The 24091-nt window shown below is 72.1% G+C and carries 19 protein-coding genes; 15 read left to right on the top strand and 4 right to left on the bottom strand.

Annotated features, from left to right (window positions below):
* Window positions 1–57 precede the first annotated feature (57 nt).
* Entirely contained in the window at window positions 58–915 is an 858-nt protein-coding gene (locus ACIO5D_RS00385) for a sugar phosphate isomerase/epimerase family protein (RefSeq protein WP_363608163.1), read from the bottom strand.
* Window positions 916–1753: 838 nt separating this feature from the next.
* Here ACIO5D_RS00385 and ACIO5D_RS00380 point away from each other — a divergent pair.
* The 4 genes from ACIO5D_RS00380 (at window position 1754) to ACIO5D_RS00365 (ending at window position 7680) form a co-directional block, all read left to right on the top strand.
* Window positions 1754–3214 carry a helix-turn-helix domain-containing protein gene (locus ACIO5D_RS00380; protein ID WP_400651428.1) on the top strand — a complete coding sequence of 487 codons (1461 nt, stop codon included), beginning with the start codon at window positions 1754–1756 and terminating at the stop codon, window positions 3212–3214.
* Between the two features lie 46 nt (window positions 3215–3260).
* Complete coding sequence (locus ACIO5D_RS00375; protein ID WP_400793384.1) at window positions 3261–4550, top strand: MFS transporter; 1290 nt, start codon at window positions 3261–3263, stop codon at window positions 4548–4550.
* Window positions 4551–4620: 70 nt separating this feature from the next.
* Entirely contained in the window at window positions 4621–6387 is a 1767-nt protein-coding gene (locus ACIO5D_RS00370) for a condensation domain-containing protein (protein ID WP_400793382.1), read from the top strand.
* A 3-nt stretch (window positions 6388–6390) separates the two neighbouring features.
* Window positions 6391–7680 carry a hypothetical protein gene (locus ACIO5D_RS00365; RefSeq protein ID WP_363608167.1) on the top strand — a complete coding sequence of 430 codons (1290 nt, stop codon included), beginning with the start codon at window positions 6391–6393 and terminating at the stop codon, window positions 7678–7680.
* A gap of 20 nt (window positions 7681–7700) precedes the next feature.
* On the opposite strand, the gene glmS is transcribed toward ACIO5D_RS00365, so the two are convergent.
* Both glmS and ACIO5D_RS00355 read right to left on the bottom strand, forming a co-directional pair.
* Complete coding sequence (gene glmS / locus ACIO5D_RS00360; RefSeq protein ID WP_363608168.1) at window positions 7701–9527, bottom strand: glutamine--fructose-6-phosphate transaminase (isomerizing); 1827 nt, start codon at window positions 9525–9527, stop codon at window positions 7701–7703.
* Window positions 9528–9582: 55 nt separating this feature from the next.
* Entirely contained in the window at window positions 9583–9858 is a 276-nt protein-coding gene (locus ACIO5D_RS00355; protein ID WP_363608169.1) for a hypothetical protein, read from the bottom strand.
* A 204-nt stretch (window positions 9859–10062) separates the two neighbouring features.
* On the opposite strand from ACIO5D_RS00355, the gene asnB reads away from it, so the two are divergent.
* The 11 genes from asnB to ACIO5D_RS00300 all read left to right on the top strand — a co-directional run bounded on the left by asnB (window position 10063) and on the right by ACIO5D_RS00300 (window position 22641).
* Entirely contained in the window at window positions 10063–11913 is a 1851-nt protein-coding gene (asnB, locus tag ACIO5D_RS00350) for an asparagine synthase (glutamine-hydrolyzing) (RefSeq protein ID WP_400793381.1), read from the top strand.
* A 210-nt stretch (window positions 11914–12123) separates the two neighbouring features.
* A complete protein-coding gene (locus ACIO5D_RS00345; RefSeq protein WP_363608171.1) occupies window positions 12124–13233 on the top strand; it encodes a hypothetical protein in 1110 nt (369 codons plus the stop codon).
* Window positions 13234–13379: 146 nt separating this feature from the next.
* Window positions 13380–14819, top strand: coding sequence for a pyridoxal-dependent decarboxylase (locus tag ACIO5D_RS00340; protein WP_363608172.1), 1440 nt, complete (start codon window positions 13380–13382; stop codon window positions 14817–14819).
* A gap of 89 nt (window positions 14820–14908) precedes the next feature.
* Window positions 14909–16348: a GNAT family N-acetyltransferase gene (locus tag ACIO5D_RS00335; protein WP_400793378.1), complete on the top strand. Its 1440-nt coding sequence runs from the start codon at window positions 14909–14911 to the stop codon at window positions 16346–16348.
* A gap of 316 nt (window positions 16349–16664) precedes the next feature.
* Window positions 16665–17927: a MurT ligase domain-containing protein gene (locus ACIO5D_RS00330; protein WP_363608174.1), complete on the top strand. Its 1263-nt coding sequence runs from the start codon at window positions 16665–16667 to the stop codon at window positions 17925–17927.
* 49 nt (window positions 17928–17976) lie between these two features.
* A complete protein-coding gene (locus ACIO5D_RS00325; RefSeq protein ID WP_363608175.1) occupies window positions 17977–18705 on the top strand; it encodes a glutamine amidotransferase in 729 nt (242 codons plus the stop codon).
* Between the two features lie 352 nt (window positions 18706–19057).
* Complete coding sequence (locus ACIO5D_RS00320) at window positions 19058–20083, top strand: 6-phosphofructokinase (RefSeq protein ID WP_363608176.1); 1026 nt, start codon at window positions 19058–19060, stop codon at window positions 20081–20083.
* Window positions 20084–20258: 175 nt separating this feature from the next.
* Window positions 20259–21260: a 2-hydroxyacid dehydrogenase gene (locus tag ACIO5D_RS00315; RefSeq protein ID WP_363608177.1), complete on the top strand. Its 1002-nt coding sequence runs from the start codon at window positions 20259–20261 to the stop codon at window positions 21258–21260.
* 147 nt (window positions 21261–21407) lie between these two features.
* Window positions 21408–21785 (top strand): alkylmercury lyase, encoded by a 378-nt coding sequence (locus tag ACIO5D_RS00310; RefSeq protein ID WP_400756745.1) that lies wholly within the window; start codon window positions 21408–21410, stop codon window positions 21783–21785.
* Window positions 21786–21820: 35 nt separating this feature from the next.
* Window positions 21821–22408 (top strand): DUF2975 domain-containing protein, encoded by a 588-nt coding sequence (locus tag ACIO5D_RS00305; protein ID WP_400793375.1) that lies wholly within the window; start codon window positions 21821–21823, stop codon window positions 22406–22408.
* Entirely contained in the window at window positions 22408–22641 is a 234-nt protein-coding gene (locus ACIO5D_RS00300) for a helix-turn-helix transcriptional regulator (protein WP_363608180.1), read from the top strand. The genes ACIO5D_RS00305 and ACIO5D_RS00300 overlap by 1 nt, the downstream gene beginning before the upstream one ends.
* Before the next feature lie 177 nt (window positions 22642–22818).
* Here ACIO5D_RS00300 and arcA read toward each other — a convergent pair whose 3' ends face one another.
* The gene (arcA, locus tag ACIO5D_RS00295) at window positions 22819–24081 is read right to left on the bottom strand and encodes an arginine deiminase (protein ID WP_400793373.1); all 1263 of its coding nucleotides are present in this window, start codon (window positions 24079–24081) and stop codon (window positions 22819–22821) included.
* Between the last annotated feature and the right edge of the window lie 10 nt (window positions 24082–24091).

Genomic DNA, 24091 nt, shown 5'->3' with positions numbered 1-24091 from the left:
CCGGTTCCGGCCCCGCCGCGCGTGCGGCGGGGCCGGACGGTTCCTCGGCAGGTCCCGTCAGCGGTGCCCGGACCGGGGGCCGGGCTCCCAGAGCCTGGCGAGGTAGTCGATACCGGCCTTCACGCTCTCGTTCCGGGTCTCGAAGGCGATGATGCCCTTCCAGTCCCGCGCCCGGATGGTGTCCGTGATCGCCCGCATCGACAGGGTGCCCTCGTCGAGGGCGAGATGCGCGTCCTGGTCCCCGCTGTTGTTGCTCAGCGACAGGGCCGCTATCGACGACGCGAACTGCTCGAACGCCGGCACCGCGAGCGACTGGTTGACGTTCGCATGGCCGACATCCAGGATGAATCTGATCCCGGGAATCGCGGCGAGGGCCGCGGCGAAATCGGACTCCCTGGTGAAGACGTACGAGAACGGACGGTATTTCGGGTAGTAGGAGAGGTTCTCCAGCCAGACCGTGACGCCGCGTTCGCCCGCTTCCCGGACGACCACGGAAAGCAGGGAGAGGAACCGCTCCAGTGCGGCATCGCGCTGTGCCTTCGTCGGCCGGGGCTCGACGAAGGCGCCCCCGTGCACGATCAGCGCGGTGGCCTCCAGGCGCGCCGCCAGGTCGATCTCGCGTCGCAGGTACTGCAGGCTCGCCGCCTGGATCTCCGGGATCTCCGAGGCCAGCGGTGCCCGGAAGTTTCCGTGCAGGAGGGGCGCGAGCCCGTGCTCCGCGGCGGCCGCCACCAGGTTCCGGGCACGGCTCTCGGACCAGTTGTGCGGCATGTCCGACAGCAGACTCGCATCGATGTACCAGTGGCTGCACCCCTCCTCGTGTGCCGCCGTCAGTCCGTCCTCGGCGGCCAGGTAGCGCTGGACGGCGACGCCGGCGACAAAGGGCAGGGACCGCGTTTCATGCGAGCTTTTCACATTGCACCCACCTCGGGAGAATCTGGCTTTTCTTGCGGGGCCACCCATTTCACATGCCCGGCCACCAACAAATGCGGCAGGAATGGGGAAAAACCGTGCCAGCAGTCTAAGCACGCCGATCGCCGGGGAGGCGGCACAACCAGCGGCAGATGAGGGGAAGTTCACCGCACCGCACCGCACCGCACCGCCCCGCCCCGCACCGCCCCGCACCGCACCGCCCCGCCCCGCCACCGCCGGGCCGCCGGGCCGGCCCCAACGGGCCGCCCGCCACCGACCGGTAGCCACCCGGACGATCAACTCCCAAGCCACCAAAGGAAAATACGTCGCTCACTCCCGCCACGACGGGCTACGGTGTAGCCTCCGACCACCAGGTGATCTCCGGTCTTCGCACACGGACGACACACGGCGGGGGGCCGCCGAACCACTCAAACGGGGGAGGGGTATTGGTTCCGCACGACGACGGGTTCATCGAGCACGGCCACAGCCCGGCCGGCCCGACGGCAGACCGCGGCCTACGCCTGCGCCTGCGCAGAGCGACGGCGGTCCGAAGAACGAGAGCGGCCCGGGCCTGCGCCCCGCGCGCGTGAGCGACCGCCGCGAACCCCCACCGGGCCGGCCCCAACACCCCCTCCCGGCCCCGGGATCCCGCTCGGCGCAGACCTCCCGCTCCCCCGTACCGACACGGCGCGGCGCCTCCCCGACCGGGAGCCCGCGCTCCGCCCGGGGCACACCGGCCCCAGCGGCCTCCCCACCTCCTGCACCCGGCGTTGGCACGTCAGGCGCCACCCGGCCGTCATCCACGACCATGACGGCCGGCCGACCAGAGAAGGACCCCCTGATGGAGCGATCGCGATCCGGCGTCGGTGGTGAGGACTTCGGACAACAGCTCCGGAAGTACCGTCAACGCTCCCGGCTCACCCAGACCGCGCTGTCCAACCTCTCCGCCGTCAGCGTGCGCGCCCTGCGCAATCTGGAGCAGAGTCAGGTGGCACTGCCACGCCCGGACACCGTGCGTCTGCTGGCGGACGCTCTGCGGCTGACCGCCCAGGAGCGCGTCTCGTTCGAGCTGGCGGCCGGCTGCGAAGCGGGCGGAGCGCTGTTCGAGGCGCTCGTCATGCCGGCCATCGCCAACGCGCGGCCGCTCCACGGGCGGGAGTGGGAGGTGAACACGATCGTCCGGCGGGTGCTGAGCGAGCACGAGCGCATCACCGCCGTGACCGGCTTCGGCGGCGTCGGCAAGACGCACCTGGCCGTGGCCGCGGCCCAGGCCCTCCACGCGCAGGCGGCCATGCCCACCGTCTGGGTGCCGCTGCGGCAGACGCCCGGCGGCCTCTCCGCGGGGGCGGCGACCCACCGCCGGGCCGGCAGTCCGCACCGGGCCCGGTCCCTCCGGGTGGAAGGGATGCTGACACGCGACGGCGAGAACCTCGACCAGCTCGTCCGGCTGGTCGAGGACCGGTCCGTCCTGCTGGTCCTCGACGGGAACGACGTGGGCCAGGTCCCGCGCGACACCCTGCGGACGCTGATGTGCGAATGTCCGAGACTGCAGATCCTGGAGACCGCGCGGACCCCGCAGGGATCGCCCGAGGAGTACCAGCTCGCACTGCGCCCGCTCACCCTCGCGGCGGCCACCGCACGCCCGGAGGAGATCACCACCGCGCCGGCCATGGCGCTGCTGCTCGAACTGATCACCGATCTCCAGCCCGGCTTCGACCCCGACACCACCACCCTGCGGATGCTCACCGAGATCTGCCACCGGCTGGACGGCCTGCCGAGAGCCCTGGAGGCGGCCGCCTCCTGGTTCACGATCGTCTCGGCGGACGAACTCCTCGGCATGGCCCGCAACGAGCCGCTGCTGCTCGCCACGCATCCCGGGGACCGCGCCGACGCGGTGGCGATGGTGCGGGACGCCGTGCTGGCGCAGCCGCTGCCCTACCGCAACCTCCTCACCCGCCTCTCGAACCGGCCCTGCCCGTGGACGGTCGAGACGGTGGTCGCGTACCTCGGCATGCCACGGGCACAGGCCGCACGCGCGGTCTACGCTCTGCTGCAGTGCGGGCTCATCACCAGAGTGACGTCACCCGTCGAACAGCGGGTGGGCTTCACCGTGCTCAACGCCGTCCGGGCCTATCTGCGGAGCATGCGCGAAACCGCCGGCCAGGCCACGGCGGGGCAGCGCAGATGGCCCCGGTCCAAGGACTGCTCGACGGCGAAAGCCCTGCCGCGGCTCCCGGACCGGCAGTTGAGCGGCAGTTCACCCGCGCCCGTCGAGGACCGACCCAGACAGCTGGCACTGTAGACCGCGAGCCCGGACAGGTGCCACCCGAACAAGGCAGGACGAATCAGTGACCCAGCCGGCAACACCGCAGGCCGTCATGGCAAGGCCGAAGGACTCGCTCTGGCGGAACAAGAACTTCATGCTGCTGTGGTTCGGGCAGGGAGCGGGAACACTCGGTCCACGGATCGCGATCATCGCCCTGCCTCTCCTGGCGCTCGACGTCCTGCATGCCAGCACCTTCCAGGTCTCCCTGCTGACGTCGCTGAGCTGGCTTCCCTTCGCGCTGTTCTCGTTGCCGGCCGGCGTGATCGCGGAGCGGCTGGACCAGCGGAAGATCATGATCTTCTGCGATGTCGCCCGCATGCTGCTGATCCTCTCGGTCCCCCTGGTCGCCCTGGCCGACCGGCTGAGCCTGTTCTACCTGTACGCCGTCACCAGCGTGTCCGGCGTGCTGACCGTCCTGTTCACGGTCGCCTACCGCACCCAGCTGCCGAAACTGGTGAAGAGCACCCAACTGGTCGACGGCAACGGCAAGCTCGGCATGTGCGAGTCCCTCGCGGAGCTGATCGGGCCCGGCCTGGGCGGCACGCTGGTCGGGCTGGTCGGCGCCTCGCGCACGCTGTTCGCCAACGTCCTGACGTACGCCCTCAGCGCCCTGACCCTGGGCATGATCCGCGTCCCGAAGTCCGCGTCCGACGCACCGGGCGGTTCGAACCGCGTGTCCTTCAAGTCGGCCATGGGCGAGGGGCTCACGTTCGTCCGCCGGGAGCCCGTCCTCCGCAGGCTGCTGATCTGCACCAGTGTGACCAACTTCTTCGTGACGGCGACGTACTCGATCGCGGTCACCTTCATGCTGCGCGGCCTGGACGCGTCCCCGGCCGCCGTCGGTCTGGTGTTCACCCTGGGTTCCGTCGGCGGCCTGCTCACCGGCGCCTTCGCCCGGCAGATCTCCGACCGGGTGGGCTCCGCGCGCATCATCTGGGTCGCCATGCTGGTACCCGGCCCGCTGTACCTGCTGATGCCGCTGGCGATGGCGGGCTGGGGCATCGTGCTGTACGCCGTCGGCCTGGCCGCCCTGTCGGCCAACTCCACCCTGTTCAACACCGCGTCGATCTCCTACCGGCAACTGGTCTGCCCGCCCGACCTGCTGAGCCGGGTGAGCGCGGTCTACCTCTGGATCGCCTACGGTGTCATCCCGCTCGGCTCCCTGTTCGGCGGGGCGCTCGGCGCCTCGATCGGGCTCCGGCCGACCCTGCTGGTCTGTGTTCTGGGGATGTGGAGCGCCTCGCTGTTCGTGGTGTTCTCGCCCCTTCGCACCATGCGTGACGTGCCGGTTCCCGTCACCGCGCTCAGCTAGCCACCGATCCTTCGGCCACGCTCCCGCCGCCGTTCCCCGTGGCATGACGCAGGCCGACTACCGAAGGGACATGACGGGCATGGCGGAACCGCCGAAGGACCTCGTCCGCACACCGCCGGCCGACTTCCCCGCGGCCGACTCCCCCGCGGCCGGACCGGTCGACCCGGCGGACCCGGCCGACATCCTGCTGGCCGTGTTCAAGGAGCATCTCGCCGTCGAGCAGATCGACCGGGACAGCAGGTTCTACGCCCTCGGCGGGGACTCGCTGATCGCGGTGCGTGTGGTCAACGCCGCGCGCGCCCGGGGAATCCCGGTCTCGCTACGGGATCTGATGGTCCATCAGACCGTTCGGGGCGTGATCGGCTCGCCCGCCGTGGTCGAGGCGCTGGCCGCCGGCGGCGGCGCCGACCGGAGCACCGCGGCGGAGACCGCCTTCTCCCTCCTCGACCCGGCGGACCGCTCCCTGGTCCCGGCGGGCGTGGTGGACGCCCTGCCCGCCTCGGCCCTCCAGGTCGGCATGCTCTATCTCTGCGAGACCAGCCAGGATCCGCTGCTCTACCACATCATGCACGGCTGGGAGGTGTGCGCGCCCTTCGACGAGAGCTGCTTCCGGACCGCCCTCGCGGAGCTCGGCCGCCGCCACCCGGCCCTGCGGACCTCCTTCGACCTCGGCGAACTCTCGGAACCGGCACAGCTGGTGTGGGAGCGGGCCGAACCGGCCCTGAGCGTCGACCGGGCCGCGGACGCCGGGAAGGCCGAGGCGCTGGTCCGCGACTGGCGTGACCGCCGGGCCGACACACCGCTCGACTGGCAGTCCCCGCCGCTGTTCCACTGCCAGGTGGTGGCCCTGCCGGCGTCCTTTCACGTCGCGCTCGCGGCACACCACGCCATTCTGGACGGCTGGAGTTTCAGCCGGCTGGCCGTGGAGCTGATGACCCTCTACCACCTCGGGCTCGGCGGTCAGGGCGTCGAACTGCCCGGGCTCGCACCGGACGTGCAGCGCGACTTCATCGCCGCCGAGCGCGCGACGGCGGGCTCGGCGGCGGCGGCCGACCACTGGTTCGGACAGGCGAACGTTCCCGCGCTGCTGTTCGGCGCGGCGGCCTCCGGCCGGGTCCCCGATCCGCGGGAGCGCTGCGAGACCGCCCTCGACCCGGAGCTCGTGGGCGCCCTGTCCGCCGTGGCCCGGATGCTCGGCGTCCCGGTGAAGTCCGTCGCGCTCGCCGCCCACGCCCGGGCCCTGGGGAGCTGGACCGGACGCGAGCACGACGTCGTCACCGGTGTCGTGTTCAACACCCGCCCGGAGAGCGCCGGTTCGGATCTGGCGGCCGGGCTCTTCCTCAACACCCTGCCGATCCGCTTCACGACGGTGGACGACACCTGGACGGGTCTCATCAGGGCGGCGGCCACCGCCGAGCGGGAGGGCGCCCCGTACCAGGCCTACCCCCAGGCCAGGGTCGTGGAGCGGCTCGGCCGCCCGGCCTTCGACGTCACCTTCAACTTCATGAACTTCCACGCCTACCAGGAGCTCGACCGCCTGGCGTCGCTGCCCACCCGCGGCTGGTGGCGCCGGGGCAAGCCCAGCTTCCCGTTCCACGTCAATGTCGAGATCACCGGCACCGACGGCCAGATACGGATCGGCTTCGACCCGGCCTTCGTGCCGCGGACCGCCGCGGAGGCCTACGCGGACCTCCTGCGGCAGTCACTGTCCGCGCTGGTGGCGAACCCGGTCAGCCCGGCCGCCCCGCCCGGGCCACCCAGGCCATCGGCGCCATCAGCGCCGTCTGCACCGCCCGCACCGCCCGCACCGCCCGCACCGAACGATCGGGGGATATGAGCGATGGCCGACGCCTCTCGGACCCGCTTCGCCGTGCTGTACGACGCGGGCGCGGTTCCCGCCGGGGAGATCGGTGCGGGCCTGGCCGACCTGGGCGACATCGTCTTCCTGGTGCCGCCGGAGTCCGCGCACGTGGACCAGCTCCGGCCGGTGATGGACCTGCTGGGCGAGGTCCGTACGCTCACCGGGGACACCGCGGCGGACACGGAGCTCGTACGGGAGATCGCTCCGGACGCGATCCTCACCTTCTGCGAGGAGATGATCCGCCCGGCCGCCGAACTCGCCGCCGCCGTAGGGCTTCCCGGTCAGTCGGTGCGGACCGCCCGGCTCTTCACCGACAAGGGCGGGCAACGCCGCGCCCTGAGGGAAGCGGGCGTCGACACCACACGCACCCACGTGGTGGAGGACCTCGCGGACTGGCCCACCGCCCTCGGGGCGGTGGGCCTGCCCGCGATCGTCAAACCGGTGACCGGTTCGCGAAGCCGGGACGCCTACGCCATGTGGTCACCGCAGGACGCCCGCACCGTCCGGTCCCGGCTCGCGGACCTCGCCGCCGGCGGGTCGTGGTCCCCCTTCATCATCGAGGAGTTCCTCCCGGGCCGGCCCAGCGAGCCGTTCGGCGACTACGTGTCGGTCGAGAGCGTCTGCACCTCCTCGGGCATCACCCACCTGGTCCTCACCGGCAAGACCCCGGTCATGCCACCGTTCCGGGGGACGGGGCGGATCTGGCCCAGCCACCTGCCGGGCACCGAGGAACAGGAGATCTTCGACCTCGTCACCCGGGCACTGGAGGCCGTGGGATCCGACTTCGGCTTCGCCCACACCGAGCTGAAGCTCACCCCCGAGGGGCCGCGCATCATCGAGCTCAACGGGCGGATCTCCGGCCATGTGAACATGATGGCCCGCGAGTCCTGCGGGCTGGATCTGGTGCGCGTCGGGGCGCTGCTGGCACTCGGCGAGAAGCCCTGGCTGCCGACCTTCGACTTCGGCGGCAGGGTCCACTTCCAGTACAACAACCTCGCACCGCTGCTCCCCTGCCGGCTGGACGCCGTCCACGGAGCCGAGACCGTCCGGGGGCTGCGGGGGGTGACCGCCTACCGCAACTTCGTCCGTCCGGGCGACCGACTGCCCGGCGGCTCGGCGACGCTGACCCTGGACACCATCTCGGGTGTGGGCGACAGCCATGCGGCGGTGGCGCGCACCATCGACGAAGCCCGCTCGGCGCTCACCTTCGAGTTCCGCTTCGCGGACGGCGTCCGCCGGATCAACGGCCTGGACCTGCCGCGACATTGAGACGGGCCGGGCACCGGGCGCTACTCCACGGTCACGCTCTTCGCCAGGTTGCGCGGCTTGTCGACGTCCCGCTTCAGCGCCACCGCCGCGTGGTACGCGAGCAGTTGGAGCGGGATGTTGAGGAGCAGCGGGTCGAGCTCGGGCTCGCTCCTGGGGACGAGGATGCAGTGGTCGGCGAGCTTCGCCTCGGGCCTGCGGTGGGCGACGGCCAGCACCCGGCCGGAGCGGGCCTTGATCTCACCGAGCGTGGTGAGGTTCTTGTCGAGCAGCTCGTCGTCGGGCACCAGGGCGACGGTCGGCAGCGCGGAGCTGATCAGGGCGAGCGGGCCGTGCTTCAACTCGCTCGCGGGGTACGCCTCGGCGTGGACGTAGGAGATCTCCTTGAGCTTCTGCGCGCCCTCCCGCGCGACGGGGTAGCCGCGGACCCGGCCGATGAACATCATGCCCTCGGACCGCGCGTACTCGGCGGCGAGTTCGGCGATGGCGTCGTTCTGCGTGAGGATCTCCCGGATCTGCCCGGGCAGCGCCTTCAGACCGGCCACGATGCGGCGGCCGTCGGCGGGCGAGAGGTCGTGGATGCGCCCGAAGTGCAGGGCGAGCAGCGCGAAGGCGACCACCGTCGAGGTGAAGGCCTTGGTCGAGGCGACCGAGATCTCCGGGCCCGCGTGCAGGTAGATGCCGCCGTCGCACTCGCGCGCGATGGCGCTGCCGACGGTGTTGACGACGCCCAGTACACGGCCGCCCTTGCGCTTGATCTCCTGGACGGCGGCCAGCGTGTCGTAGGTCTCGCCGGACTGGCTGACCGCGACGTACAGGGTGTCCGCCTCGATCACCGGGTTGCGGTAGCGGAACTCGGAGGCGGGCTCGCTGTGCGCGGGGATCCGGGCCAGCTCCTCGATCAGCTGGGCGCCCATCTCACCGGCGTAGTAGGCGGACCCGCAGCCGAGGATCTTGACCCGGCGGATCTCGCGCAGCTCGCGGGCGTCCAGGTTGAGGCCGCCGAGGTGGGCGGTGGCGAACCGCTCGTCGAGCCGGCCGCCGAGGGTGCGCTCGACCGAGCCGGGCTGCTCGTGGATCTCCTTGAGCAGGAAGTGCTCGTAGCCGCCGGTGTCGTAGGAGTCGGTCTCCCAGTCCACGGTGGACGGCTGGCGGTGCGTGGTGCGGGCGTCCTCGGTGAAGGTGCGGAAGCCGTCGGCGCGGACGGTGGCCAGCTCGCCGTCCTCCAGGTGGACGACCTGCCGGGTGTAGCGGACCAGCGCCGAGACGTCGGAGGCGGCGAACATCTCCTTCTCGCCGATGCCGAGGACGATCGGGCTGCCGTTGCGGGCGACCACGATGCGGTCGGGCTGGGCGGCGTCGAGCACGGCGATGCCGTAGGTGCCGACCACCCTGCCGAGCGCGGCGCGCACCGCGTCCTCCAGCTCGGCCCCGGCCGCGGCGTGGGCGGCGATCAGGTGGGCGAGCACCTCGGAGTCGGTCTCGGAACGGAAGACGGCGCCGTCGGCGGTGAGCCTGGCGCGCAGCTCGTCGGCGTTCTCGATGATGCCGTTGTGGACGACGGCGATCCGGTCGGCGTTGTCCAGGTGCGGGTGGGCGTTGGCGTCGCTGGGTTCGCCGTGGGTGGCCCAGCGGGTGTGGCCGATCCCGGTGGTGCCCTTGAACCGGGCGGGCACGGCGGCGGCGAGGTCGGCGACCCGGCCCTTGGTCTTGCGGACCTTCAGGCCGCCGGTGCGGCCGGTGACGGCGACGCCGGCCGAGTCGTAGCCGCGGTACTCCAGCCGGGCCAGCCCCTCCAGCAGAAAGGGGGTCGCGTCCTTGGGGCCGATGTAGGCCACGATTCCGCACATCTGGGTGGACTCCTTCACGAGGCGGGAAGAGGCGGGGGAAGCGGGCGGGCGGCGGTCAGCCGTAGACCATCCGGCGCAGCTGGCGGGCCGAGAGCCCGGGCGCGGCGACCCGCCTGGCGGGCAGTTCCTCGGCCAGCCGGGCGAAGATCCGCTCGTTGGTCAGGCCGCGCGCCTGCAGCTCACCGTGGCGGCGCCGGACGTACTCCTCGGTCGTCTCGGAGAAGTACGCCAGGACCTCCGCCACGACCCGCGCCGCCTCCCTGGGCCCGAGCGGGCTGGTCCGGGTGAGGTGGGCGAGCAGGTCTTCGTGAGGGTGCGGTGAGCTGGACACGAGCCAGGAGCCTAGGCCGCGCCCGGCGGCGAAACCAAAGATCTTGCCCGAATCCGGGCAGATCTCGGGGCTTTCGGCTCAATCGGGACCCGGAGTCGGTTCACCCCCTTCTCGCCCCACCCTTGTAGCGACCCCCGGTGGCGACGTAGCGTGATTCTCCGCATACGGATCGCAGACGCGTATCGGGAGACCGGAGGCTTGCAGATGTGCGGGATCACCGGATGGGTCGCCTTCGACCGCGACCTCACCGCCGAACGTCCGGTACTGGACGCGATGACGGCCACCCAGTTCTGCCGCGGCCCGGACGCCGGCGGAGTCCACCTGGAGCGGCACGCCGCACTGGGCCACCGCCGCCTCGCGGTGATCGACATCGAGGGCGGCACCCAGCCGATGACGGTCGAGCACGACGGCCGGGCCCTGGCCGTGCTCACCTACAGCGGCGAGGTCTACAACCACCGCGAGCTGCGCGCGGAGCTGGAGGCGACCGGGCACCGCTTCCACACCCGCAGCGACACCGAGGTCGTGCTGCACGCCTACCTCGAATGGGGCGAGGGCCTGGCCGAGCGGCTGAACGGCATGTTCGCCTTCGCCGTCTGGGACACCCGCAGCGAGGAGCTGCTGCTGGTCCGCGACCGGATGGGCATCAAGCCGCTGCACTACTGCCCCACCCCGGACGGCGTGATCTTCGGTTCCGAGGCCAAGGCCGTGCTCGCCCACCCGGCGGTCCGGCCGGTGGTGGACCTCGACGGCCTGCGCGAACTGCTCGCCGTCACCAGGACCCCGGGGCGGACGATCTACCGGGGCATCGCCGAGGTCCGGCCGGGCCATGTGGTCCGGATCCGCCGCACCGGGATCTCCGTCCGCCGCTACTGGGCCCTGGAGGCCCGCGAGCACACCCACAACCTGGAGACCACCGTCGCGACCGTCCGCGCCTTGCTGGACGACATCGTGCACCGCCAGCTGGAGGCGGACGTACCGCTCTGCTCGCTGCTCTCCGGCGGCCTCGACTCCAGCACCGTCACCGCGCTGGCCGCCAGGGCGCTGCGCGAGGCCGGCGCCGGCCCGGTGCGCTCCTTCGCGGTGGACTTCGTCGGCCAGACCGAGCACTTCCAGGCCGACGAGACCCGCCCGACCCCGGACCGGCCGTACGCCCGGCTGCTGGCCGACCACGTCGGCGCCGACCACAGCGTCATCGAACTGGACAGCGCCGCGCTCACCGACCCGGCGCAGCGGGCCGCCGTGCTGCGCGCCCGGGACGCGCCGGGCGGCTTCGGCGACATGGACACCTCCCTGCTGCTGCTCTTCCGCAGCGTGCGCCGGAAGTCGACGGTGGCGCTCTCCGGGGAGTCCGCCGACGAGCTGTTCGGCGGCTACCGCTGGTTCCACGACCCGGGGATCGTCGCCGCCGACGACTTCCCCTGGGCGGCCGCGGCGGTCCAGCTCGGCGGCAGGGGCGCCAGGCCGCGCGAACAGCTGCTGGATGGCGGTCTGCTCGACAGGCTCGATCTGGACGGCTACCGGCGGGCCCGCTACCGCGAGGCGCTGGCCGAGGTCCCGCACCTGCCCGGCGCCGACCCGGTCGAGCGGCGGATGCGGGAGATCTCCTACCTCCACCTCACCCGCTTCGTCTGCATCCTGCTGGACCGCAAGGACCGGATGAGCATGGCCAACGGCCTTGAGGTGCGGGTGCCGTTCTGCGACCACCGGCTGGTGCAGTACGTCTTCAACACCCCCTGGGCGATGAAGACCTTCGACGGCCGGGAGAAGAGCCTGCTGCGTGCCGCCGTCCGGGACGTGCTGCCGCAGGAGGTCGCCGACCGGGTGAAGAGCCCGTACCCGGCCGTGCAGGACCCGCACTACCCGGCGATGCTCCGTGACGAACTGGCCGAGCTCGCCACCGACCCGGCCGCCCCCGTGCTCGCCCTGCTGGACCGGCGGCGGCTCGCCGACGCGCTCGCCCCGGACACCGACCCGCAGACCGTCCGGCTCGGCGTCGATCTGGCGCTGGACATCAACGCCTGGCTGACGCGGTACCAGGTCTCCCTGGAGCTCTGACCGTTCCCCCGTACGGCGCGGCGGCCCCGCGCCATCCCGCTGCGCCGTACGGGTGGTGACCCCGGGCCATCCCGCGTCGTTGGGCAGGTGGGACGTGCGATAGCGTCGCCGACACCTCCCGAATGGCGGTCGAAAACGCGGAATCCCACCCCCCGTGCCGTCAGGATGGGAAGCGAACCGTCCGCCTCGATCCGCCGGGGGATCTCCGTCATGCAACCGCGAGCATTCGCGATTCTCACCGCTCTTCTGCTGGGGGTCCTGGGCCTGGGATCGGTGGCCGTCACCGACTGGACGCCCGCGCCCGCCGCCGCGGTGGGCGCCCCGGCCGCAGCGGGTGCGGCCGACGCCACCGGCCCGGCGGGCGTCGCGAGCGCCACCCCGACCGGCGACCCGGCGGTGTGGACCCGCTCGACGCTGCGCAACAAACTGATGACCGAGATGCAGGCCACCGACCCCGGGGTCGCGCTGGCCGACCTCGACCGGATCACCAAGCAGCTGCCGTACACCGTCCGGTTCTGCCACCCGATCGCCCACGAGCTCGGGCACGAGGCGGTGAAGCGGTTCAACGCGGACTTCCAGAAGGTCATCTCCTTCCCGCACGAGACCTGCGCGGCCGGCTATCTGCACGGCGCGGTCGAGGAGATGCTGAACGCCTCCCCGCAGCCCGAGGTGGACCTGCTGAAGCTCTGCGCGCCGACCAACATCGGGCCGTGCATCCACGGCGTCGGCCACGGCACCATGTTCGTCGCCAAGCAGGACGTGGCGGCCGCCCGGGCGCTGTGCGACAAGTTCCCCTCCGACCAGAACAAGATCCGGTGCTCGGAGGGGCTGTTCATGCAGCTCTTCGGCCCGGACGAGGAGGACGAGAAGGCGAAGGCCAACCTGCCCGCCGACAAGCTCGCCCAGGACCCGCTGTACCCGTGCAAGGACCAGCCGTCGCTGTTCCAGTCCGCCTGCTTCTTCTACGCGCCGACGTTCTACCTCTCGTCGCACGACTACCCGAACCACCCCGAGGTGTACGCCGACGCGCTGAAGTGGTGTCTGAGCGGCAAGGGCGCCGGCGGGGCCGTGGACTGCAGCCGGGGTGTCGGTTCGCGCACCATGAAGTACAACCTGGACCGCGAGGACTGGGCCGCCCAGCAGTGCGCGACGGCCGCCGACGGCTGGCAGCGCAAGGCCTGCGCCGAGGGCCTGGTCAGCTACTACACGGTCAACTACACCGACGGCGGCGCGGCCGGCCGGCTCTGCGCCAAGCTCACCGACAAGGAGATGCAGGGCTACTGCCGCTCGGCGAGCGGGCTCTCCGCCTCGCTCGACTGACGCCCTCCCCGACCGTTCCCCCCGGGGCCCGCGCCGCACGGCGCGGGCCCCTTCCGTAGGATCGGGCCCCTTCCGTAGGATCGGGCCTGATCACAGGTGCGCCGAGGACGCCGCGCCCCAGGCCCCCACCCGCTGGAGCAGCCCTCATGGACGGACCCGAGGACTTCCGCGCCGCCGCGCACGCCACCGCCGAGCTGGTCTCCGACTACCTCGCCGGGCTGCCCGACCGCCCGGTCTGGCAGCCGATGGACGACACCGCCCGGCAGGCCCTGCTGGACGCGCCGCTGCCCGAGGACGGCCGCCCGCTCGCCGAGCTCCTGGCCGTCATCGGCCAGGACGTCCTGCCGTACCCGATGGGCAACGGCAACCCGCGCTTCTTCGGCTGGGTGAACTCCGCCCCCGCCCCCGCCGGGGTGCTCGCCACCCTGGCCGCCGCCGCGATGAACCCCAGCTCGGCCGGCGGCGACCACGCCGACGTCCATCTGGAGCGCGCCGTGGTGCGCTGGATCGCCGAGCTGGTCGGTTTCCCGCACCCGGCCGGCGGCGGGCTGCTCACCTCCGGCACCTCGATGGCGACCATCGTCTGTCTGGCCGCCGCCCGCGACCGCGCCGCCCGGCAGGCCGGGTGGAACGTCCGGGAGGACGGCCTGGCGGGCCTGCCGCCGCTGGTCGGCTACGTCACCGGGGAGACCCACTCCTGTGTGCGCAAGGCCGCCGAACTGCTGGGCCTGGGCAGCAGGCAGTTGCGCACCGTCGCCACCGACCCGGACGGGCGGCTCGACCTCGCCGATCTGCGGGCGGCGATCGAGCGGGACCGGGCCGCCGGGCTGCTGCCGTTCCTGGTGGTCGCCTCGGCCGGCACGGTCGGCACCGGCGCCGTGGACGCCTTCGGCCCGATCGCCGACCTCTGCGCCGAACAGCGCCTCTGGCTGCACGTGGACGGCGCGTACGGGGCGTTCGGCGTGCTGGACCCGGTGATCGCCCACCGCTACGCCGGGCTGGAGCGCGCCGACTCGCTCGCCCTCGACCCGCACAAGTGGCTGGGCGTGCCGGTGGACTGCGGTTGCGCGCTGGTCCGCGACACCGAGGAACTGCGTGGCACCTTCAGCCTGGTGCCGTCCTATCTGCGCGACGAGGCGGCCGGCGCGCTCGGCTGGTTCTCCGAGTACGGCACCGAGCAGACCCGCCCGTTCCGCGCGCTCAAGGTGTGGGCCACCATCGCGCACCGGGGCCGGGCAGGGCTCGCCCAGGACATCGCCCGGTGCACCGAACTGGCCCGCCACCTCGGTGAACTCATCGAGGCCGACGAGGAGTTGGAGCTGCTGGCACCGGTGCAGACCTCGATCACGGCGTTCCGCCACCGGGCCGCCGGACTGGACGAGGCCGCCCTGGACGCGCTCAACCGGGAGCTCCCGGTGGCGGTGCAGCGGCGCGGGCGGGTCTTTGTCACCGGCGCCCGGCTGGCCGGCCGGGAGATGCTGCGCGCCTGCCTGCTCAACGCCGCGACCACCGAGGCGGATCTGGAGCTGCTGCTGGCCGAGGTGAAGGCGGCGGCGGCCGAACTCCTCGGGCGAACGGCCCGGTGACTGCGGCCCGCCACCGAGGCCCGGAGACATTTACCGACAGGTCACGGGGGATTCGTGATCGCGAAACACCGAGGCGGCAGATTGATGCCATGGAGCACCCGGAGAAGCTGACGACGACCGAACAGACCGGACAGGCCGGGCAGACCGGGCGGACCGGGACCCCGCCGCCGGCCCCCTCCCGTGCCCGGCGGCGCGGCGCCAGAGGCCACCGCTGGCGCCGCGACTCCGTGGAACTCGCCGCGGTCTTCCTCTCGGTGACCACCGCCGACCTGGTCGCCAAGATCGTCGTGGACGGTCCGGACGGCCCGGTGGTGCTCGCCGCCTCGGCCGCCGCCCTGCTCGCCACGGCGCTCTTCCACACCTGGTGGTCACAGCGCCACCAGCTGCACGGGCCACCGGGCCCGGACGATCCGGCGCCCTCCGCCACGCCCGGACCGCAGGGCCCCCTGGACGAGTTCGAGCCGACCGCGCTCTGGCGGGTGCGCACCACCGTGCCGGACTCCCCCGGCAGCCTGGCCCGGGTCTGCACGGCCTTCGCCGAGCGGCAGGTGAACATCGTCTCGATGCAGTCGCACCCGCTGCCCAGCGGCGCCGTGGACGAGTTCTTCGTCCGCGCGCCGCGCTCGCTCACCCGGGCCGGCCTGGCCGCACTGGTGGCGACCGCGGGCGGCCACGACATCTGGACCGACCCGGCCGACGCACACGATCTGGTGGACGTTCCCACGCATGTCCTGGCACTCGCCACCCGCACCGCGCTGGACGCCGCCGAGCTGCCGGTCGCGCTGCGGCAGTTGTTCGGGCAGTGCGCCATCCGGCAGTACCCGGGCGCGGGCGGGCGGTCCGGCGCCGGGGTGGACGGGCATGTGATGCGGCTGCCCGTGCCGTCCGGGGACCTGATCGAGCTCACCCGCCCGCACCTGCCGTTCACCCCGACCGAGTTCGCCCGCGCCCAGGCCCTGGTGGAGCTGGACACCCTGCTCGGCCCCCGGGTGCCGGACGTCCGGGCCCGGCTGACACTGCCGGCCGGGGCGGACCTGACCGTGCGGCGGGCGGACACCGGCGACAAGGAGGCGGCGCTGGCCATGCACCACCGCTGCTCCCCCGACACCCTGCGCAAGCGCTACCACGGCCCGGTCCGGGACGCCGACCGCTACCTGGACCACCTGCTGGACGCCCGGCACGGCCAGACGCTCGCGGTGGAGACCTCCGACGGGCGGATCGTCGCCCTCGGGCACCTGATGTGGGACGACGACGGCGCCGAGGTCGCGGTACTGGTCGAGGACGCCTGGCAGCGGCGCGGGCTCGGGCTCGACCTGATGCGGCGGATGGCGGCGCTGGCCCTGGAGGCCGGGGTGGAGACGGTGTACGCGGTCACCCAGTCCTCCAACACCGGTCTGATCACCACCATGCGCAAGCTCGCCGCGCCGCTGGACTACCAGGTCGAGGAGGGCACCCTGGTGATCACCGCGCACCTGGCGGAGGCCACCGAGGAGCTCCCCGTCCCCTGGCCCACCCGGCCGGGCGGGTAGCACCCGCCCCCGGATCTTCACCACACCCTCACCCGGGCCGGACGGCGACCTCGCCGCCCGGCCCGCGGCACTCCCCCGCCGGGAACCGGCCCGGCTCCGGGAGCGTCCCCACGGACGAACGGCCCGTTTGCCCACCACCCGTCCTGACGTGGCGTCAGGTGGCCCGCCACCCGGCCGTCACGGCCGTCGCAGCTGGCCGCACGGGGTCCGGAGGGCCGAGCCGGGCGGCGGAGTCGGTAGGCTGGCCCCGTCCCCGCCGTCCGACGGCCTGTTATCCGGTCCCGGGCGGTGCCGCAGCAAGGAGGAACCACTGAGCATGGCAGGCACCGAATCGGAGCCCACAGGCGCACGCGACGCCTCGCTGCCGGCCCGCGCCAAGATCGCGGTCACGGCCGGCCGGGTGGCCGCCGTCCTCTCGCAGAAGGCGGGCCGCGGCAGCGGCTCGGTGATCGGCGGCAAGATCGCCCTGAGGCTCGACCCCGATCTGCTCGCCACCCTCGCCGACCACCTGGACGTGGTGCTGGTCAGCGCCACCAACGGGAAGACGACGACGACCCGACTGATCGCCGAGGCGCTGCGCGCCGCCGGCCCGGTGGTCTCCAACGCCCTGGGCGCCAACATGCCGGCCGGCATCACCTCCGCCCTGGCCGGCGGCTCGGACGCCCGCTTCGGCGTCATCGAGGTGGACGAGAAGTACCTGGCCGGGGTCGCCCGCGACACCCGTCCCAAGGCGATCGCCCTGCTCAACCTCTCCCGCGACCAGCTCGACCGCGCCGCCGAGACCCGGATGATGGCCGAGAAGTGGCGCGAGGGCCTCCAGGACACCGAGGCCGTGGTGATCGCCAACGCGGACGACCCGCTGGTGACCTGGGCCGCCTCCTCCTGCAAGAAGGTGGTCTGGGTGGCCGCCGGGCAGGCGTGGAAGGAGGACGCCTGGTCCTGCCCCGCCTGCGGCGGTGTGATGCAGCGCCCCGGCGACGACTGGTTCTGCCAGGAGTGCGGCTTCCGGCGTCCCAACCCGCACTGGGCGCTCCAGGGCACCCACGTCATCGACCCCCAGCGCGGCGCCTGGCCGATCCAGCTCCAGCTGCCCGGCCGGGCCAACCTGGCCAACGCCACCAGCTCCGCCGCCGTCGCGGCCGTCTTCGGCGTCTCCCCGCAGGTGGCGCTGGAGCGCATGCGGTCGGTGACGGCCGTGGCCGGCCGCTACGACGTGGTCCAGTACCAGGGCCGCGACATCCGTCTGCTGCTGGCGAAGAACCCGGCCGGCTGGCTGGAGACCTTCTCGCTGATCGACGGCCCGCCGGCGCCGGTCATCCTCTCCGTCAACGCGCTCGACGCCGACGGCACCGACACCTCCTGGCTCTGGGACGTCGACTACGAGCGCCTCGCCGGGCACCCGGTGTTCGTGATGGGCCAGCGCAAGCTGGACCTCGCGGTCCGCCTGGAGGTCGCCGGGCTGCAGTTCCACGTGGTGGACTCGCTGGAGCAGGCCGTCCGGATGGCCCCGCCCGGCCGGATCGAGGCGATCGCCAACTACACCGCCTTCCAGCAGCTGCGGAAGGCCGTGGCCGGCTGATGCCGGCCCAGCAGCCCCATCGAGTGATCGTGACGGAAGGCCTTCGAGGATGAGTGAGAGCAGCCTGCGCGTGGTCTGGGTCTACCCGGACCTGCTCAGCACCTACGGCGACCGGGGCAACGCCCTGGTCGTGGAGCGCCGGGCCCGCCAGCGCCATCTCAATGTGACCAGGATCGACGTCCGCTCCGACCAGGCGGTGCCCACCAGCGGGGACATCTACCTGATCGGCGGCGGCGAGGACCGCCCGCAGCGACTGGCCGCCGAGCGGCTGCGCAACGACAGCGGGCTGGTCCGGGCGGCCGAGAACGGCGCGATCATCTTCGGCGTCTGCGCCGGCTTCCAGATCCTCGGCCACGAGTTCATCAACGACCTCGGCGCGCGCGAGCCGGGTCTCGGCCTGCTCGATGTCTGGACCACCCGCGGCGAGGGCGCCCGCTGCGTCGGCGACGTGCTCGCCGACGTCGACCCGCGCCTCGGTCTGCCGCAGCTGACCGGCTTCGAGAACCACCAGGGCATCACCCACCTCGGCCAGGGCGCCAAGCCGCTGGCCACCGTCACCGTCGGCCAGGGCAACGGCACCGGTGACGGCACCGAGGGCGCCTGGCGGGACACCGTGCTCGGCACCTACCTGCACGGCCCGGTGCTGGCCCGCAACCCCGCCCTGGCGGACCTGCTGCTCAAGCTGGCGCTGGACGTGAACGCCCTGCCGCCGGCCGACACCACCTGGTACGACGCGTTGCGCGCCGAGCGCATCGCGGCCACGTCGCGCCCCGCCTAGTCACTCCGTCCGCCCCGTCCCGGGTGCCCGCGATGCGGTCACCCGGTTCGCGGGCGGGTCCGGACGTACGACAATGGGGCTGCCAGCTGCACACCCTCCTCGGCAGCAGGCTGCACTTCCCCGCGGGGGCGCCGACGGCGCCGCTCCCGCGTCGGCTCCTGCCCGGCCGGACGCAGGGGCCGTATGCTCGACTTCACGGCCGTTTTCGGACGTTCTGTCCGGATCGACCGGTCCTTCACCCCTCGGTCATCTCCCCGCCATCTCGGCGTGGGGTCCGACCACTACGGTGACGGTCGTCGTCCCAGCCTGGTAGTCCGGCCGTTCCTCGGTTCTGCTCGGGAGTTGCAAAGCAATGCGTATTGGAGTGCTGACCAGCGGCGGTGACTGCCCCGGCCTGAACGCGGTGATCCGCTCCGTGGTTCACCGGGGGGTGGTCGACCACGGCGACGAGATCATCGGGTTCGAGGACGGCTGGCGCGGTTTCCTGGAGGGCGTCCACCGACCCCTGACCCTGGACTCGGTAAGCGGCATCCTGGCCCAGGGCGGCACCATCCTCGGCTCCTCCCGGGTGCAGCCGAGCCACCTGCGCGACGGCGTCGAACGGGCCAAGCGGTACTGCGCGGACCTCGGCCTCGACGCGGTGATCCCGATCGGCGGCGAGGGGACGCTCAAGGCCGCCAAGCTGATGAGCGACGCCGGCCTGCCGATCGTCGGCGTGCCGAAGACCATCGACAACGACATCGCCTGCACCGATGTCACCTTCGGCTTCGACACCGCCGTCTCGGTCGCCACCGAGGCCCTGGACCGGCTGAAGACCACCGCCGAGTCGCACCAGCGTGTGATGGTCGTCGAGGTCATGGGCCGGCACACCGGCTGGATCGCGCTCAACGCGGGCATGGCGGCCGGCGCCCACGCGATCGTCGTCCCGGAGCGCCCGTTCCACATCGACAAGCTCACCGCCGTCGTCCGCGAGCGCTTCGACCGGCAGAAGAAGTTCGCGATCGTGGTCTGCGCCGAGGGCGCCAAGCCCGAGCCCGGCACCATGCACTGGGAGGAGGGCACCAAGGACATCTACGGCCACGAGCGGTTCACCGGCATCGCCACCCAGCTCTCCCGCGAGCTGGAGCACCGGCTCGGCAAGGAGGCCCGCCCGGTGATCCTCGGCCACACCCAGCGCGGCGGCACCCCGACCGCGTACGACCGGGTGCTGGCCACCCGCTTCGGCTGGCACGCCATCGAGGCCGTCCACAAGGGCGCCTTCGGCCACATCACCGCTCTGCAGGGCACCAACATCAACCTGGTGCCGCTGGGCGAGGCCGTCGCCGAGCTGAAGACCGTCCCGCAGGAGCGTTACCTGGAGGCGGAGACGGTCATCTGACCGGCCCCCGACCTTCTTGCACCCGGCCCCCTGGCACCGCGCACCGTGCACCGCGCCAGGGGGCCGACGCGTACCGCCCGGGGCAGCGCGCCGCGCTGCCGGCCGACCTGCACGCCCGGTCAGCGTGACCGGGGTGCCCGCCGGCACCCCACTCACGACCGGAAGGGACCAACCGATGGAGATCCTCGCCTACGGTGTACAGGCCGACGAGCGGCCGCTGCTGGAGAAGGCTTTCGCCGGCCGCCACGGCCTCCGCTGCCTGGACGTCTTCCTCAACCGCGACACCGCCCCACTGGCCGCCGGCTACCCGGCCGTCAGCAGCAGCGTCAACGCCGTCCTGGACGCCGAGACGCTCACCGTCCTCGCCGCCGGCGGCACCCGGCTGATCGCCCAGCGCTCCACCGGCTTCAACAACATCGACCTGGACGCCGCCGCCGAACTGGGCCTCACCGTCGCCCGGGTCTCCTACTACAGCCCGTACGCGGTCGCCGAACACGCTTGGGCCCTCGCCCTGGCCGTCAACCGCCGACTCACCCGCGCCGCCAACCGCACCCGCGAGTTCGACTTCCGCCTCGACGGCCTGCTCGGCCGGGACATCCACGGCATGACCGTCGGTGTGATCGGCACCGGCAAGATCGGCGAATGCTTCACCCGGATCGCCGCCGGCTTCGGCACCGAACTCCTCGGCTGGGACATCGCCCCCAACCCCGCCTGCCTGGAACTCGGCATGACCTACACCGAACTGGACGACCTGCTCACCCGCGCCGACCTGATCAGCCTGCACGTCCCCCTGCTGCCCGCCACCCGCCACCTGATCGACGCCGCCGCCCTCACCCGGATGAAGGACGACGCCATCCTCGTCAACTCCAGCCGCGGCGGCCTCGTCGACAGCGCCGCCCTGGTCGAAACCCTCCGGGCCGGCCGCCTCTCCGGCGTCGGCCTCGACGTCTACGAGGAGGAGACCGGCGTCTTCTTCACCGACCGCTCCATCCACGGCATCACCGACGACGTCCTCGCCCGCCTCGTCACCTTCCCCCAAGTCCTCGTCACCAGCCACCAGGCCTACTTCACCCACACCGCCGTCGGCCAGATCATCGACGCCACCGCCCGCAACATCGACGACTACGAAGCCGGCCGCCGCAACGAGAACACCCTCGTCCCCACCGCGAACGCCTGACCCGCCAACAGTCAGACGCCGAGAACCCGGCACAGACAGCGCGCGTCGCCCCCGGAGTCCCGGCCCTGCCCACGACAAGATCATCAGGCTTCACCCCGCCGGACCGGAAGGTCCAGCGTGAACTGCGCGACCAGAAAGGTGCCGCCGATGCGCGTGGAGATGCTGCTCGTCCCGGACTGCCCGAACGGGCCGGTGCTCAAGGAACGGCTGGCGCTCGCCCTGGCCGGCCGCAGCGACGTGGAGGTTGCCGAGCGCGTCGTCGAGGACCAGGCGGAGGCCGAACGCCGGGGCATGCACGGCTCGCCGACGCTGCTGGTCGACGGCCGCGACCCGTTCGCCGCTCCCGGCACCGCGGCCAGTGTGTCCTGCCGGCTCTACCGCGGCGCGGACGGCCGGATCGGCGGAGCGCCGTCCGTCGAGGAACTGCGGCAGGTCCTCGGCACCACCGCCACCGCGGGCGCGGACCGGCCGCCAGGCCGGACCGGCGGGGATCCGCGACTTGTCGATTATCGATATGCCCCCTAGTCTGGGCATATCGATAATCGATGGGGAGGCATGTGGTGAACACGCGACTCACGAGGACCCTGGCCTCGGTGACTTTTGTGCTGGCGGTGTTCTGCGGACTCGCCTTCATCGGCAAGGGGGTCACGCACACGCTCGACAACGGGGCGGTCTGCATACAGACGGACTTCTGGCGCAATGCCTCACTGGCACCGGACAGCCTGCCGACCGGCAAGGGCCTGGAGGCGTCCAGCAGTGCCACGCGCCTCTGCCAGGACAGTCCCTCCGTGGGTCAGCGCGCCGCCGACCTCGGGGGCGAACTGCCCTGGCTGCTGTTCGGATCCCTCGCGCTGCTGCTCTTCTCCCGGCTGCTGAAGGCCGTCCTGCTGCAGGGACCGTTCACCGACGCGGTGTCGCAACGGCTCTCCGTTCTCGGCTGGTTCGTCGCCGTTGGTACGCCGCTGGCCGGCCTCGTCGTCGGCTGGTCGCAGTCCTGGCTCGTCGGGAGCATGGCGCCGGTCGTGGGTTCCGGGCCGACGGTCTCCGGGCCGCAGGTGCTCGTCCTCGCCGGCCTCGCCGCAGTGATCATGGGGAAGATCATGCGCGACGGCGTGCGCATGCGAGAGGACCTCGAAGGGACCATCTGATGCCCGAAGAGGAACTCCACACGATCCGGATCCACCTCGACCGGCTCCTCGCCGAGCGCGGCATGACGCTCACCGAACTGTCCGCGCAGGTGGGCATCACCGTCGTCAACCTGTCCGTGCTCAAGAACGGGCGGGCCAAGGCCATCCGTTTCTCGACCCTGTCGAGGATCTGCGACGTCCTCCGGTGTCAGCCAGGAGACCTGATCACCCATGATCCCGCCGAGTCGGCCTAGCCGGTCATCCCCGGCAGGGTCCACCGGGGAGTGGCCAGGCCGTTCCTCCGCGGCAACTCGTCGTCCGTCGTCCTCGTCGGCCGAGGGAGTTGAAGCACACCCGCTCGAACTCCTCCGCATCGGCGAAACCCGCTGCCGCCGGCTGGAAGCCTGAAACCCCACCGGCGAGGTCACCGGTCAGAAGTCGACCGGATCGCGGCTGATCGGGCAGGTCATGCAGTGGCCGCCGCCGCGGCCCCGGCCCAGTTCGGCGCCGACGATGGTGATGACCTCGACTCCCGCTTTGCGCAGGAGGGTGTTGGTCTGAGTGTTGCGGTCGTAGGTGACGACCACGCCCGGTTCCAGTGCGACGGCGTTGTTTCCGCTGTCCCACTGCTGACGCTCGGATGCGTAGACGTCGCCGCCGGTCTCGATCACCCGCAGCCCGGACAGCCCGAGTGCCCCGGCGACGACGTCGACGAAGGGGCGGGAGCCCTCGTCGGTGATCTCGACACCGGGGGCGGTGTCGCTGGGCCGCAGGGAGAACGTGTGGACGCCGTCCATGATGTTCGGGTAGAGCGTGACGATGTCGCGGTCGGCGAAGGTGAACACCGTGTCGAGGTGCATGGCGGCGCGGAGCTTGGGCATGCCGGCCACTACCACCTGCTCGGCCGCACCGTTGTTGAACAGTGCGGCCGCGACCTGGGTGATCGCCTGCCGCGAGGTGCGCTCGCTCATGCCCATCAGGACGACGCCGTTGCCGACCGGCATGATGTCGCCGCCTTCGAACGTCGCCTGCCGCCAGTCCTGTTCGGGGTCTCCCCACCACACCGTGGAGCCGGTGTAGTGCGGGTGGAACGTGTAGATGGCCTTCATCAGAAGGGTCTCGTCGTGTCTGGCCGGCCAGTACAGCGGGTTGAGGGTGACACCGCCGTAGATCCAGCAGGTTGTGTCGCGGGTGTAGAGGGTGTTCGGCAGGGGCGGCATGAGGTACTCGCGGATGCCCGTCGACTCACGGGCCAAGGCGATGTAGCCGGGGCGGAAATCGCCGGGGAGGTCGGATACGGCCAGGCCGCCGATCAGGTACCGCGCGAGTTGGCGCGGTTCCAGGGACTCCAGGAAGGCCCGCGTGCCGTCGATGAGTCCGATGCCGACCTCGTTCGCGATGATCTTGCGGTCGAGCAGCCACGACTTCGCTTCGGGGATCGCCATCGTCTGGGCGAGCAGGTCGTGCAGTTCGACGACGTCGATGCCGCGCTCGCGGAGCTTGTTGACGAAGTCGGCGTGGTCGCGCTGGGCGTTCTCCACCCACAGCACGTCGTCGAAGAGCAGTTCGTCGGCGTTGCTCGGAGTGAGCCTGCGGTGCGCGAGTCCTGGCGCGCAGACCAGGACCTTGCGCAGCTTGCCGACCTCGGAGTGGACGCCGTGCGCCGACGTGGCCGTGCTGGTCGGGTGTTCCATGGAGGGGCCT

Source organism: Kitasatospora sp. NPDC087315, from assembly GCF_044744345.1.
Lineage (GTDB): Bacteria > Actinomycetota > Actinomycetes > Streptomycetales > Streptomycetaceae > Kitasatospora.
This window is presented reverse-complemented; position numbering and strand designations above follow the sequence as displayed.